This is a genomic window from Paralysiella testudinis (assembly GCF_016894345.1).
Lineage (GTDB): Bacteria > Pseudomonadota > Gammaproteobacteria > Burkholderiales > Neisseriaceae > Paralysiella > Paralysiella testudinis.
The window spans coordinates 1,240,971-1,254,714 of the sequence record NZ_CP069798.1; the positions used below are offsets into that span (position 1 = coordinate 1,240,971).

General features: G+C 43.7%; 16 protein-coding genes and 2 pseudogenes. 12 read left to right on the forward strand and 6 right to left on the reverse strand.

Going from position 1 to position 13,744, the window contains the following annotated elements; all coding sequences use genetic code 11:
• Positions 1 to 89 precede the first annotated feature (89 nt).
• The 6 genes from JQU52_RS06390 to JQU52_RS06415 all read left to right on the forward strand — a co-directional run bounded on the left by JQU52_RS06390 (position 90) and on the right by JQU52_RS06415 (position 4,584).
• Positions 90 to 959 (forward strand): hypothetical protein, encoded by an 870-nt coding sequence (locus tag JQU52_RS06390; RefSeq protein WP_230340296.1) that lies wholly within the window; start codon positions 90 to 92, stop codon positions 957 to 959.
• Positions 960 to 1,277: 318 nt separating this feature from the next.
• Positions 1,278 to 1,829 (forward strand): DDE-type integrase/transposase/recombinase, encoded by a 552-nt coding sequence (locus JQU52_RS06395; RefSeq protein ID WP_328301377.1) that lies wholly within the window; start codon positions 1,278 to 1,280, stop codon positions 1,827 to 1,829.
• Positions 1,789 to 2,604: a hypothetical protein gene (locus JQU52_RS06400; protein WP_230340297.1), complete on the forward strand. Its 816-nt coding sequence runs from the start codon at positions 1,789 to 1,791 to the stop codon at positions 2,602 to 2,604. The genes JQU52_RS06395 and JQU52_RS06400 overlap by 41 nt, the downstream gene beginning before the upstream one ends.
• Positions 2,579 to 2,956, forward strand: coding sequence for a hypothetical protein (locus JQU52_RS06405; protein WP_230340298.1), 378 nt, complete (start codon positions 2,579 to 2,581; stop codon positions 2,954 to 2,956). Before JQU52_RS06400 ends, JQU52_RS06405 begins: the two co-directional genes overlap by 26 nt.
• A gap of 239 nt (positions 2,957 to 3,195) precedes the next feature.
• The gene (locus tag JQU52_RS06410) at positions 3,196 to 3,465 is read left to right on the forward strand and encodes an antitoxin VbhA family protein (RefSeq protein WP_230340299.1); all 270 of its coding nucleotides are present in this window, start codon (positions 3,196 to 3,198) and stop codon (positions 3,463 to 3,465) included.
• A gap of 3 nt (positions 3,466 to 3,468) precedes the next feature.
• A complete protein-coding gene (locus JQU52_RS06415) occupies positions 3,469 to 4,584 on the forward strand; it encodes a Fic family protein (RefSeq protein ID WP_230340300.1) in 1,116 nt (371 codons plus the stop codon).
• Between the two features lie 36 nt (positions 4,585 to 4,620).
• On the opposite strand, the gene JQU52_RS06420 is transcribed toward JQU52_RS06415, so the two are convergent.
• Positions 4,621 to 5,772 (reverse strand): Fic family protein, encoded by a 1,152-nt coding sequence (locus JQU52_RS06420; protein WP_230340301.1) that lies wholly within the window; start codon positions 5,770 to 5,772, stop codon positions 4,621 to 4,623.
• Between the two features lies 1 nt (position 5,773).
• Complete coding sequence (locus tag JQU52_RS06425; protein WP_230340302.1) at positions 5,774 to 6,076, reverse strand: hypothetical protein; 303 nt, start codon at positions 6,074 to 6,076, stop codon at positions 5,774 to 5,776.
• Positions 6,077 to 6,586: 510 nt separating this feature from the next.
• Between JQU52_RS06425 and JQU52_RS06430 the strand changes: the two genes are divergently transcribed.
• The 3 genes from JQU52_RS06430 to JQU52_RS06440 are packed head-to-tail and all read left to right on the forward strand — an operon-like array spanning position 6,587 to position 8,220.
• Positions 6,587 to 7,345: an IS5 family transposase gene (locus JQU52_RS06430; protein WP_230338408.1), complete on the forward strand. Its 759-nt coding sequence runs from the start codon at positions 6,587 to 6,589 to the stop codon at positions 7,343 to 7,345.
• 51 nt (positions 7,346 to 7,396) lie between these two features.
• Positions 7,397 to 7,666, forward strand: coding sequence for a hypothetical protein (locus JQU52_RS06435; RefSeq protein ID WP_230340303.1), 270 nt, complete (start codon positions 7,397 to 7,399; stop codon positions 7,664 to 7,666).
• 35 nt (positions 7,667 to 7,701) lie between these two features.
• The gene (locus JQU52_RS06440; protein ID WP_230340304.1) at positions 7,702 to 8,220 is read left to right on the forward strand and encodes a DotI/IcmL/TraM family protein; all 519 of its coding nucleotides are present in this window, start codon (positions 7,702 to 7,704) and stop codon (positions 8,218 to 8,220) included.
• Here the strand turns inward: JQU52_RS06440 and JQU52_RS06445 are convergent.
• Positions 8,211 to 9,517: pseudogene (locus tag JQU52_RS06445) on the reverse strand (IS5 family transposase). The gene JQU52_RS06440 and the pseudogene JQU52_RS06445 overlap by 10 nt on opposite strands.
• Positions 9,518 to 9,758: 241 nt before the next feature.
• Here JQU52_RS06445 and JQU52_RS06450 point away from each other — a divergent pair.
• Together JQU52_RS06450 and JQU52_RS06455 are read left to right on the forward strand one after the other, a co-directional pair.
• A complete protein-coding gene (locus JQU52_RS06450; protein WP_230340305.1) occupies positions 9,759 to 9,998 on the forward strand; it encodes a ribbon-helix-helix domain-containing protein in 240 nt (79 codons plus the stop codon).
• Positions 9,998 to 10,408 (forward strand): putative toxin-antitoxin system toxin component, PIN family, encoded by a 411-nt coding sequence (locus JQU52_RS06455; protein WP_230340306.1) that lies wholly within the window; start codon positions 9,998 to 10,000, stop codon positions 10,406 to 10,408. Before JQU52_RS06450 ends, JQU52_RS06455 begins: the two co-directional genes overlap by 1 nt.
• 85 nt (positions 10,409 to 10,493) lie before the next feature.
• Here the strand turns inward: JQU52_RS06455 and JQU52_RS06460 are convergent, their stop codons facing one another.
• From JQU52_RS06460 to JQU52_RS06470, 3 genes are all read right to left on the reverse strand, one after another.
• Positions 10,494 to 11,045 carry a DDE-type integrase/transposase/recombinase gene (locus JQU52_RS06460; RefSeq protein WP_328301379.1) on the reverse strand — a complete coding sequence of 184 codons (552 nt, stop codon included), beginning with the start codon at positions 11,043 to 11,045 and terminating at the stop codon, positions 10,494 to 10,496.
• A 318-nt stretch (positions 11,046 to 11,363) separates the two neighbouring features.
• Complete coding sequence (locus tag JQU52_RS06465; RefSeq protein WP_230340307.1) at positions 11,364 to 12,065, reverse strand: hypothetical protein; 702 nt, start codon at positions 12,063 to 12,065, stop codon at positions 11,364 to 11,366.
• 11 nt (positions 12,066 to 12,076) lie between these two features.
• Positions 12,077 to 12,679 (reverse strand): OmpA family protein, encoded by a 603-nt coding sequence (locus JQU52_RS06470; protein WP_230340308.1) that lies wholly within the window; start codon positions 12,677 to 12,679, stop codon positions 12,077 to 12,079.
• Between the two features lie 276 nt (positions 12,680 to 12,955).
• Here JQU52_RS06470 and JQU52_RS06475 point away from each other — a divergent pair.
• Positions 12,956 to 13,720, forward strand: a pseudogene (locus JQU52_RS06475) (IS5 family transposase).
• Positions 13,721 to 13,744: the final 24 nt, after the last annotated feature.

The following is a 13,744-nucleotide window of genomic DNA, read 5'->3' on the forward strand; positions in this document are numbered from 1 at the left end:
GTTGGAGCGACAGAAAATAATGGCCGATTAAAAAGAAAATGAAAGCAAAATAAACCAAATCAGCAATACCATTCGGTAGGAGAAATCACATGGCCAGTATTGATGAAGTTATTGTACAAGACGATTGGACAACAGAGACGGGTGAGAACATGCCTGAGTCAGTTGAGGCGGATGTAAATGATGCATTTCTAGTAGCAATGCAAGCCGCTGAATCGGAAGTGCTGGAAAACACGGATGTGGTCACCGAGCTGGTTGAGGATGATCCAAGTGAGCTTGCTGATGCGCTGGCGATGAGCGTAGAGGGGGCGGTTGCCACCCCTGATGATGTTTCTGCTGATGAAAAGCAATTAATGATTTTTGAAGACAAAGTAGATTTTGAACAAGAAAAAGTGATAGCCGTTGATGCAGAGATTATCCAATATGATGAAGCAGAGGAAATTGAAGAAAAGCGGCGGCCATTAACTGAACATGAATTTCAAAGATTCATCAATACGCCTTTTGGCAAGCAGTTACTCGTGCTGCTACAACAGTACCAACAAAATCAGAATGCTGCTCAACCCGTAACAGAAATAGTGAAATCGACTGAAGCGAATAGTGCAGCTGTAGACACTGCGCAGCCAAAAGAAGAAGCTAATGAAGCAAAGGATGAGGCCAACCAACTTCTGAGTTTGCTGGCAGAGATTGTAAATAAAAACGAGGCCAATCAAACCTCGGCGCTGTCCAATTCAGATATACGGCAGCAACAGACTGATCAAGGCGGCGCTGTGAAACAAGTTAGCCAGCCCGGAATTTCTCTTGGCCAAAGCTTGGCTAATTGTTTAGTCCCTGAATTTTATGGAGTATCATTACCCCAATTAAAAGAGACCGACTTATGGCAAGCATATTGCATGGTAACGCCAAGACTACGCCTAGAATCAGAAAAGAAATACAAGAGTCTGAAGAGAGCATCGCAGCGTTAGCTAAAAATACAATATTAATTTCAAAACCGTTCTCTACTGGAAACACGCAGATTCGGTCGAAGATAAAAAGTCCGGCCCCAAAACCCGCCCCAGCGTGTTGACCGAATTGGAGCAGCAGGCAATCTGTACCGTCCGGCGACATCTGCGGCTGTCATTGGACGAGCTGTATATCATCTTCAAGCCCAATATTCCAAAGCTGAGCCGCTCCAATCTGCACCGGTGCTTGCAACATCACGGATTGTCGCGCTTACCCAAGAATGAATCCGATGGCCAAAAAGGTAAAAAACATTCAAACAATATCCGGTTGGCTTTGTCCATATCGACATCACCGAGGTGCGTTGTGAAACCGGCAAGCTGTACCTGTTTGTCGCCATCGACCGCAAAACCAAATATGTTTATGCAGAACTTCATCCGCGTATGACGCAGAAAACCGCCGTTTCTTTTCTGCGCAACCTACAACAAGATTGTGTGTTTAAAATCACCCATATCCTAACGGACAACGGTGCGCAGTTTACCTACAACTTGCTGAGCCAAGCACAACGGCCTGATAAGGAGCATCCGTTTGACGAGCTTTGCCGGCATTTGGGCATTGAGCACCGTACCACGAAATTCCGTCATCCATGGACGAACGGGCAGGTGGAGATTACCAACAAGATGCTGAAAGAGGTAACGGTCAAACGCTTCCACTATGAGCATCCTGACGAACTTAAACGGCACTTGATGGTATTTTTGCTGTATTACAACCATCAACGCCCCTTACGGTCGTTGAAGTACAAAACGCCTTGGCAGGCTTTGGAAGATTGCTATAATCTAGAGCCTGAATTGTTTCGTGAAAATCCATTCCAGAAGATTATGGGTCTTAACAGCTAATTTTGCTGGTGGATTAGCTCAACTGGGTTCTAAAGCCATTAATGCTTTAGGTAATGAAATGAAAAAAGCAGCCGCTGCAAATCAAACTCAGGCTGAGGCCGCCAATGATTCGTTAAATGACAGTAAATCAATTGAGCGGGAAAATAACGTTAATATCGCTGCTGGCATGGCCAGTATTAATATTAATGAATCACAGTCGTCTATTCCCTCAAATTTGTTGTTCCGCATGGAAAACCTTAAAAATGCCGAAACCAATTATATAGGTGGCTTAGAGGAGATGTGGCAGTCTAAACAGATGCAAAAAGTAAGGCAGCAAATTAAAGAATATGCTGGCAAAGAAGGCATTCCAGAGGCCGATGTTATTGCTGGAATCAATAGCACGGAATCTGGGATGGAAGATATTTCCAGTGTTTTCAATCAAGCGTTTGAAAATGATTCACAAGCTCGCGCCGCCAAAACAAAAATGGATGAAGCTTTGTCAGATTGGAAAGCCAACCATGAATATTTGACCAACGACTTTAGCTACCTTGATTCGAATAATAAGCATTTTAAAAACGCCTTTGATGAATACGAAAGGAGTCAGGAGAGCATGGAAAGTGCAACTGCTGAGGTGCCTAAAACGTTAGGGGAAGACAAGAGCCATTACCAACAGCTAATGGAATTTTTGGAGCAGATGCGTGAGCATATTAAAGAGATTGTGACAAAAATTACCGATTGCGTGAGAAGCCTGTTCGGACGAGGAACTCAAAATGACAGTCCCGCACCAGCTCCCTGATTTTAAACATATCCGAATACAAGGGCTCCCGAAATCAATTATAGAGCAGTTTATTGATTCTTTATCTCTGGATGATGGCGAGACTGTGGTTTGGTCAGAAGCTTTCTATGCCATGGTTTTTTTGAACGGAAATAAGGTCGCATTACAATTAGGCAGAATCATTGATGACCATCATCTGTTCATGAGCCAACCAAAAGAAATTTTACATGTGTTGGAAGCGGGATGGGATAAAGACAACGGCACATTGTATGATGAACGAGTCATTAATTTTGGTGCCTCCTCAAGCAGTATATACATGTTGGTTCAAGATTTAATTCAACTTATTCAAGCCAAGCAGTTGCATCTCCAATGAAGGATTAAACGTGCCATGACAGAGCAAGCGTACAGGGACTGGCCTGATTTAGATGCATTCTTTGCGAAATTTTCATTAGAGCAACAACCGGAAGAAAATCATGAAATGGATATTTCAAATGTCTAAAAGGCGTTTGAAATTATATCATAACTTTTCAACCTCGCCAATAAATTCTTGACATAAATACAAAAATATGCTATAATGGTTAATTGCTTAAATTTAAGCGAGGGTAATGCGCTATGGAAATGGAACAACTTAGACAATCAGAGGCGTCTGTTTCTTCATCTGAAGGAGCTACAGAAAAGCAGCGTCGGTATCAGATTGTGCGTGAAGCGTTGGCTATTGTTCGTTTGGAAGGACAAGACCCGGGTCAGCATGTCAAGAAAGTTTATGCTCGATATATTGAAGGCGATATAGATTGGGCAGAATGTGCTAATCAAATTACCCATGCGGCTATATTGGATTTGAAAGAGCAGTTGAATGAATTAAATTATAGATACCAGAGTTAAGTTATGAGTGACTATAATGAACTTAAGGCAGTTGAAATTGCCGAACGGTATCAGGGGGCACTCACCTCTATGCGCATAGTAGAGATAGGGAGTGAAGAGTCGCCAGCAAAATTTTCTCTTGCGTATTTAAAAACGCTTCATGCCAAGATTTTTCAGGACTTCCCTAAAGCGTGGTTTGCAGAAGACGTGGCCTCTGTTTTTCTTGATCTCCCGGCAGAATATCTTGAATTTTCGCCGGGAGAATTTCGTACTCAAGCTGAACTATATAGTCCGTGGACTAAGCTCCGGTCGTATGAAAAAACCACGGTGCACACATATTATTCGTGCGCGCAACCAGATGATTTTGCCGTGGTTGAGGAATGGTTAGCTTCCCTTGATATTGAGAGGTTGCAATCAGCTTCGCTCCAACAGAAAAAAGATACATTGGTCAATACATACGAAATTTTGGATTTCCTCCATCCCTTTCAAGACGGTAACAGCCGCACAATTAGATTATTCATTGGCAAATTAGCAGAAGCTATTAATTTGCCATTTAGCTGGGACAACATCAAAATTCGGGATTTGTATGCAGCGAGAGATTTGAATTTACTTACACGAAGCAGGAACTATTTTGCTGGTTTTGGCGAAATTCAAAGCTATATCCAAGACGGACTGCAAGCATTGGAATACAGAAACAGTCTGAGCTTACAGGAAATATTAGAGAGGAATGATAGTTTTAATAACACGGGAATTCGGCAAATTGTTGCTAATCCGTTTGAATCGAATGTCATTGAGCTGCTTTTGCCCGGCAAAGAAATGAATTTACATATGCTTTTAAACAGGCATGTTGAGAAGGCCGAGCCTCATGTTCTCTTCAATCTTGAAAAACAGCTGGGTTTGCTATTAGATGCACTAGAAGGAGATGTGAAAGCTCAACAAAAGTTATTGCCTTCCGCTGCATCGGTGATGCTACAGATGACTGGAAAAGAAAAAGAAGTATTGAAAGCGCAATGTTTAACATGGAAGCCAGAAATCGAAGCGGCGAACCTTACCGCAATGAAGCGGGCTAATGATGTATTAAATACGCCGGAAGAGGCCGCTAAGAAAGCCAGAGATTCATCCAGAGGTTATTCTTTTTAAGGGTAGCGTTATTTAAAGTAGCGCTACCCTTTTGCATCACCAAGGGTCTGGGGAGTTAACATCAGGCGTGGGCTCTGGCGTAGTATTGTTGAGGGTTTTGTTGGTTTCAAATTCCATTCTAGGTTCGGGTATTTGCTCAGTCTCATAACGTTGAAGTAATGTCTCTACGTTTTTGCCGATGTCTTCAAAAAGATTTTCTGGAACAGGTTGAATACTGGGCTTAGGTGAATTTACATAGGCAACAATTTTGGCCTGAGTCTCATTATTGAAGTCAAGCAACATGGTTCGAATGTGTTGGGCATAGTCAGTAAAAGCAGCTTCACGATTCTGCTGTAGTTCAGTTGTCCTGCTTGCAGATGTATAAACAACCGGCTGAGTCCCGATAAAATTCTTAGCGGTTAAGGTGTTTTCCATCATCATTTCCTTATCAATTTGTTTTTCAATGGCCGTCACTGCCGCCGTGGTAGCAATGAGCTTGTTTTGTTGTTCTTGTTTGATTTCCGCAGAGATTGCCTTTACGACACTTTTCAAAGTTACGTCAGGGAATTGTTGATTCAGATTCGTCAAATTTTCTTTCAGAATTTCATCGACCCAACGGCCATCTGGCATTTGCATACAAGCTAACTCAGCACTTCGATGAGATAGTGCTGATTCAGCCAAGGCTTTATCACGTGCAACATACATTTTTGTTTGACTGATCTGATTCCAGTCGATTTTGACACCAGATGCTTCGGCTAATTTACTAATGAATGCTCGATTAACTCGACTATTACCATCTCCGAATGAATGCAAATAGTCCAATTCTTTATATGCAGTGGCCAAATGTTCCATTTTTGCATCCATCGATAAGCCTTGCATGTTTTCAGGTCGACATAAATTGATGGCTGCATCAGCCCGATCTATGTCTTGTGGGCTCATATTTGAATAAACCGTAAGCGAATGGCCATAGTTCTCAATTGGACGATTTTTGCTCCAGCCGTGGTCATCTTCATTATCGTGGCTGCGCACCCGTCCGTACATACGTAATTGAGCAGAAACGTCTTGCGGGTATTCGGGATTATCTTGGAAAGTATTTGCGTGTAATTTGAGAAGTCCTTGATAGCTAAAATCTTTTGTGCGTTGTAATTCTCTTGCTGCTGCCATCAAGTTTTTTGAAACAATTATATTAAAAGATTTCTGGTTGCTCATTTCACAAATCTTTCCAGCTCAGCCCTAATTCACGCATACGTGCGATTTTAGCCTCAATGCGAGCAGTTTCTTCCGGCTCCAATCCAGCTACAATGTAATTAAATTGCTGGTCAGTCAACTCACCGCGTACCCACTCCATGGTTAATACTTTTCCAAACTCATCCGGCTCGGCATTCTCAAGAGCGCAGCTTACGACAGCTTCAATATAATTTTCTTTTAAGAGTGCAATTTCTTCTGGCGTAAACATGACTACTTTCGGTCGTTCGAATTCAGCCAGTAGCGCAATTTTGGTTTCATGATTCATGACGGAGAAGCCTTTCATCACCTTAGAGTAATTTATATTATAGCATATTTTTGCATTCATGTCAAGAATTTATTGGCGCTTTTGAAAAATTATGATATAATTAGTATGCCTTATGGCATCTAAAAATCTATTCCATTATTTTCTTCGGGCTGTTGCTCTGAATGGCAAGGGTGATTCTGGCTAGCCTTGGTTTGAGTTTTGAGGGCAACTGGACTACGGGCTGCTCAGTGTTGGCGGTGAGGTGAATTGTGCCGTAAAGCAATCAGCAGAAGACAGCTTGCTGAAAGTAGGAGGGTTAGATTGATGGCGAGTCAAGACGACCGTTATCTGGCGATGAATCCGGTTGATTTGCATTCGGCTCGATGTCCACTAAGAACTTGGATAAGGTTTCTTTTAGGGTGAGACTGTTGTAGTGGTCTAGGGTCTGTTCACAATTACTTGTCATACCCTTGAATAAAAAAGAAACGCAGGCATAAAAGGAAGTTCTCACCCTCCCCCAATACACCTGCGATGCCCCGTACACTACTCAAAGATGAACATTGGACGAAGCTGTTATCTATTCTGCGTGATTTGGGTATTTATAGCAAACCCAATTTGCGCAGAATTCTTGAAGGCATACTTTACAGAATAAGAACCGGCATACCGTGGCGGGATTTACCCGAGTATTTCGGCAAGTATCATACTGTTTATACCGCTTATAACCGTTGGTCAGAAAAAGGCATTTTTACTGCAATCTTGAAACAGCTCAGCCAAGAGAGTGACTTGGAGTGGGTAGCCATAGACGGCAGTTATATCCGTGCCCACCAACACTGCGCCTCAGCGCTCAGTGCACAAGAGGATCACGCAATCGGTATGAGCCGAGGCGGCAGAACCAGCAAGATTCATTTGGCTGTAGATGCTGCAGGCAATCCGGTTGAGGTTATCGTTACTGCGGGCAATATCCATGATGTCACCGTTGCACCGGAGCTGCTTGACAACATCAACCTTGCCGAAACTGAGTTGGTTAATGCGGACAAAGGTTACGATTCAGACCGGCTCAGGGAGCAAATAGAGCAAAGCGGTGCGAAAGCCAATATTCCCTATAAAAGCAATAGGGAAGAGAAAAATAAAGACATGGACTGGTATTTATATAAAATCAGGCATTTGGTAGAGAATGCCTTTTGCCGTTTGAAACATTTCCGAGCGATTGCCAGCCGTTACGATAAGCTGAAACGTAACTTCCACAGTACGGTTTTATTGGGGTGCATTGTGATGTGGTTACCTTTATGACAAGTAATTGTGAACAGACCCTAGAATGAAGCATCTTTGAGGACTATCATAATGCAAAGTCAGGAAACAGAATCAATATCAACCACATGGTCGGAGCCAGAAGATAATTTTGATAAACGTACTTATCGGCGTTATCTGGCTATTTTGGTTCAATTGGAATGGGCGGGAAAAATATTACTGGCTATATTTGTGATTATTTTCATTGCAGGCACGACATCGCTGTTACTGCTTAAAAATTTTGAGCAAGTTATTTTTACGGATGGCTCTGAGTTAACCTGTGTTTACGATACGGAAACAGGGAAAATTCGTTTAGCAGAGTAGTTCCAAACAGTTAAAGTAAAGTAAGGAGCAAAGTTGTGTCGGCAGAAGATAAAGACCTTGAAAAGGATTTGCCCGATTCCGCGAAGCAGGATGAACCCGACGAGGATAGTCATGAAGGCAATATCTCTGATAAAGAGTTAGAGAAACGTGCCTTGGTAGAGCAGTATCTTACCCCACCGACATCACCTTTAGAGCAGGTTATCGCTGAAAACGCAGAGCTGAAGCTGGCTTTATTACAGGCTAAAAGCAGCAACAAGCGAATTTGGACATTGGTTGCCTTGATGGCTTTATTGGTGGGTGTGGTAGTTTATACATGGGTGGCGGTATTCCCTAAATACAAATACATAGCCACGACGGACAATCGAGCTATTTGTCAGGCTGCGGCCTCTGATAATCCGCTAGTGACCCCAGCTACCTTGGCGGCCTATGCCCAAGAAGCTGTCGTGAACTCATACACGTATGACTATGTGAACTACCGAGAAGATTTAAACCGTATTGGTAACACCTACTACACGGATAACGGACGTGCAGCATATTTCAATAGTCACCCCTGAAGAATCCATTCTTCCCGACTCTCTCCCACCCACCCCATAAGCCAAAAATACAACCACGCCAGTAATTTGCGCAGGTTGTAGGCAGCGGCAGCCAGAATCGGGTTCAAACGGTTGCCTGCTTCCCTTTCAGGTGGTTTCTGCCCATACGGTTATCCGCCTTTAAGTGGCCTATTATCGGTTCTATTGCTGCTCTGCGTTTCATCCATCTTTTCATACTGCGGCTCGCTGTTTTCGGAATCTTACCGACCAGATGGATGATAGGCTTGCCCGATCCGTTTTGTTGATGTCCCCGGTATCCTTGGTCACAGTAGACATGTTGCGGGCTATGCCCACACACTTGCTGCATGTGTGCCAATGCATCAGCCAGTGTATGCCCGTCGTAAGGGTTGGCTAATCCTTGGGCACTCAATACCCAGTTGTTCTTCGAGCTGCTGACGAGGGAAACTTTATTACCGAATTCGTATTTTTTGTGTGCTTTGCCTTTGCCGATGCAATGCACTGCGGTTTCATGCCAACTGTAGATTTTGTTGGTGTCGCCGGTTTGTTGTCGGTAAATCAGTCGGGCGCGATCCAATAGGCTTTGTAGGGCTTGATCGGTTTGGCTGCCTTTGCGTTCCAGTTCGCGAATGATGCGGCCAAGGTAGTTTTTTAAAGTTTTGCAGGCTTTGTTGGCACGTTTGTATTGGCGGGCATGACGATAGCGGTTGTTGAGGATGAAGGCTTTCTTGCCGCTGCGCGCATAGCTTTGGCGTAAGGGAATATTGTGCTCTTGAGCGGCTTTGACCAATACTTGCCGGGCTTTGTGGTAGAGCTTGGCGTCTGTGGGAAAGGTGATGTTCTTTTCTTGTACGGTGGTGTCGACGTTGATGTGGTGAAATTCGCTGGGTTGGATGGCACCGCTTTCTTGGGCTGTGCGCAGTGTTTCAATCAGTAGGGCTTCGGCTTTATCTCCTACCCGCCGGCGCCATTTGACCAGTGAGGTGGGGTGTAGGGGAAGTTGGTGCTGTAGGAATGAGTAGCCGCAAAAATATTGCCAGTAGGGGTTTTCCAGCCAGCGTACCAATACGCTTTCATCGCTTTCGTCAAAGGCGTGTTTGAGGTAATGCAGTCCGGCCAAAAGGCGGGTGGGTAGCGGCGGGTGGCCGGGGCCGGTGGTGTAGACGGTGTCGATTTGGGTGGCGATTCTGTCCCAGTTAATCTGATGCGCCAGTTTAACCAATGGGTGGCTCATGTTGATGATTTGGGACAGCTGTAATTGGAATAGGTCGGGGTGGTTGTCCGTGTGTTTGGGCTTCATAACTGCAAGGTTTTTGGGGTAGATTGGGGGTTTCTTGCAGTTGATTATAGTGGATTTTGAGCGTTTGTTTAATTAAATCATGAGGGTGGGGATTCTTCAGGGAGGACTAGATATGGTCGGTGCCATCAATGTGTTAAAACGTAATCTTCCCTTTTTTAGGAAGGGTATCAAAGATATTGCACACATCAATACTTAAGAGTATAAACACATAAACACATAAACACAATTAAGGAGATGTATTATGGAAATGGCTCGCTGGAATGTAGCAGTTTCTACCACGACAGACCAAGATTTACGTAGGTTTCTTGTCAACCAAGGTCGCGGCAGGAAAGGTGAGTTGTCGCGCTTTATTGAGGAAGCGGTGCAGGCACATATTTTGGAATTGACGGCCAAACAAGCCAAAGCGGCTAATATTAAGTTCGATGAGACCGAATTAGCCTCAATGGTGGATGAGGCACTTGATTGGGCGCGTCAAAGTTAATGAAGGTCGTCTTAGATACCAATATTTTATTCAGTGCATTGATTTCGCCGCACGGTAAACCTGATGTGATTTACCGGGCTTGGCGTACTGGATGTTATGAGCTTGTGACTTCACAGTTGCAATTGGATGAAATCCGCAGAGCCAGTCGATACCCAAGACTAAAAGCGGCATTGCAGCCATCTAAGGTAGGAACAATGCTCAATAATTTACAACGCGCCATTGTTCTGGAGAGCTTAACGATTGAACACGAAACTGATGACCCTGATGATGCCTTTTTATTGGCGATGGCATTGGCCAGTAATGCGGATTACTTGATTACCGGTGATAAACGTGCTGGATTATTGCAACGCGGCCACATCGGACGGACACAGATTGTCACCCCAGCCGATTTTTGTGAGAAAGTGCTATGATGATTTTATCATTTCTCAAAATAAGACCCCATACAATGAAAGTTTAAGATAATGATAATTATTGAAGAATCAACGGTGAATATGATTAATTGTTAAGACCCATAATCTTCTGGAATGGATTTTCACGAAACAATTCAGGCTCTAGATTATAGCAATCTTCCAAAGCCTGCCAAGGCGTTTTGTACTTCAACGACCGTAAGGGGCGTTGATGGTTGTAATACAGCAAAAATACCATCAAGTGCCGTTTAAGTTCGTCAGGATGCTCATAGTGGAAGCGTTTGACCGTTACCTCTTTCAGCATCTTGTTGGTAATCTCCACCTGCCCGTTCGTCCATGGATGACGGAATTTCGTGGTACGGTGCTCAATGCCCAAATGCCGGCAAAGCTCGTCAAACGGATGCTCCTTATCAGGCCGTTGTGCTTGGCTCAGCAAGTTGTAGGTAAACTGCGCACCGTTGTCCGTTAGGATATGGGTGATTTTAAACACACAATCTTGTTGTAGGTTGCGCAGAAAAGAAACGGCGGTTTTCTGCGTCATACGCGGATGAAGTTCTGCATAAACATATTTGGTTTTGCGGTCGATGGCGACAAACAGGTACAGCTTGCCGGTTTCACAACGCACCTCGGTGATGTCGATATGGACAAAGCCAACCGGATATTGTTTGAATGTTTTTTACCTTTTTGGCCATCGGATTCATTCTTGGGTAAGCGCGACAATCCGTGATGTTGCAAGCACCGGTGCAGATTGGAGCGGCTCAGCTTTGGAATATTGGGCTTGAAGATGATATACAGCTCGTCCAATGACAGCCGCAGATGTCGCCGGACGGTACAGATTGCCTGCTGCTCCGATTCGGTCAACACGCTGGGGCGGGTTTTGGGGCCGGACTTTTTATCTTCGACCGAATCTGCGTGTTTCCAGTAGAGAACGGTTTTGAAATTAATATTGTATTTTTAGCTAACGCTGCGATGCTCTCTTCAGACTCTTGTATTTCTTTTCTGATTCTAGGCGTAGTCTTGGCGTTACCATGCAATATGCTTGCCATAAGTCGGTCTCTTTTAATTGGGGTAATGATACTCCATAAAATTCAGGGACTAAACAATTAGCGAGGCGTAGCTTATAAAGCTGACTTTCGGTTGGCAGATGATAAAATTGTGCTCTACATAATGCGGCTTCATTCCAATCAATTTGTGAGAAATTCACGTCATCGAGCACAGTATGGAAAGCAAGCTGTGGATAGAATGCCGTTCGCTTAGGTTCAAATGCAAATAGAGTAAACCATTCAGGGAAAATATGTTTTTTACCGGCATGGCTCTCAATGCTAAACATGAGGATAAGGCATCCCATCTGATTCTTTAATAAATTAGGGAATCCCTGCGTGACCCAAAAAAACCTATATGGCATTTCTTGAAAGCAAAAATCTGTCAACAAAACAATTCTATTGTCATCAAACCAAATTTGGTCACCGTGTAAATTCATTTGCTCGCCATTAAAAGACCTTATTGGCCAATTTTCAAGTGCGGCTTGTAAAATTTGGAGTTGTTCTTGGTAAGCCGGAATGTCATTGGCTTTCTTGGCAACTCTACCCATAATCGATATTAAACCGTTAGGGTGATACAAATCGTGGTGAATTAATGTCTTAAGATAAGCCAGTCCCATATTCTAACCATTTAATTATTATGAAATATAATAATCACCCGTCTATTTTTAGCGCGACCAGCCGCAGTCGCATTAGATGCGATATAGTTACCTAAAATACTTTGCGTTTTGATTTTAGATGCAGGTATTCCTTTGGCGACCAACTTTTTCTTCAACGACTCAGCTCGCAGTGCTGCTACGCGCCTATTTACAGCACTGGTTCCCGTTGAATCTGTATAACCTCTAATCGTAACACCTTTAGCATTACGTATTTGACTGACCAAATTAAGTAGCTGTACTTCACTGATTAGGACAGCATTACCACGGACACCGAATGTTATCGTATTTTGCTTAACAACAGCATTTGGCTGCGCATAGGGCTGAACACGATATGTGGCCGCCTGAATTTGCTGCAATCTGGTAATTTCATTTCGAAGAACAAGATTTTCAAGTTGTAGCTGCTCAATCTCTGAAGAAGTGTAATTTTGTACTATCGGTTTTTCGACCACTTGTAGGGTATCTCTACTGCCAACTTGGCCAGCTGTCCGTTCAATAATGGTCAAATCAGCAAACGCGGGTAGGGCGATAAATGGTACGAAAGAGCAAGCTATAATTTTGAATATTGAAATTTTCATGAGACTCCCTTTCTCAGAGACCATTTTCTACGGATAAAAATCAATAGTTGAAGTAGGCCAATCCAAATAACGGTGATTAAGAATACCGACAAAACCAAGCCCAAAAATGTTGAAACAGTCCGCCCCTCTGGAGGAAGTTTTGTAAATGATGGATACCAAACAAAGAGTGTCTGGACAAAAGGAATTAGGGTCTGTTCACAATTACTTGTCATACCCTTGAATAAAAAAGAAACGCAGGCATAAAAGGAAGTTCTCACACCCCCCAATACACCTGCGATGCCCCGTACACTACTCAAAGATGAACATTGGACGAAGCTGTTACCTATTCTGCGTGATTTGGGTATTTATAGCAAACCCAATTTGCGCAGAATTCTTGAAGGCATACTTCACAGAATAAGAACCGGCATACCGTGGCGGGATTTGCCCGAGTATTTCGGCAAGTATCATACTGTTTATACCGCTTATAACCGTTGGTCAGAAAAAGGCATTTTTACTGCAATCTTGAAACAGCTCAGCCAAGAGAGTGACTTGGAGTGGGTAGCCATAGACGGCAGTTATATCCGTGCTCACCAACACTGCGCCGCAGCCTCAGCGCTCAGTGCGCAAGAGGATCACGCAATCGGTATGAGCTGAGGCGGCAGAACCAGCAAGATTCATCTGGCTGTAGATGCTGCAGGCAATCCGATTGAGGTTATCGTTACTGCGGGCAATATCCATGATGTCACCGTTGCACCGGAGCTGCTTGACAATATCAACCTTACCGAAACTGAGTTGGTTAATGCGGACAAAGGTTACGATTCAGACCGGCTCAGGGAGCAAATAGAGCAAAGCGGTGCGAAAGCCAATATTCCCTATAAAAGAAATAGGGAAGAGAAAAATAAAGACATGGACTGGTATTTATATAAAATCAGGCATTTGGTAGAGAATGCCTTTTGCCGTTTGAAACATTTCCGAGCGATTGCCAGCCGTTACGATAAGCTGAAACGCAACTTCCACAGTACGGTTTTATTGGGGTGCATTGTGATGTGGTTACCTTTATGACAAGTAATTGTGAACAGGCCCTAG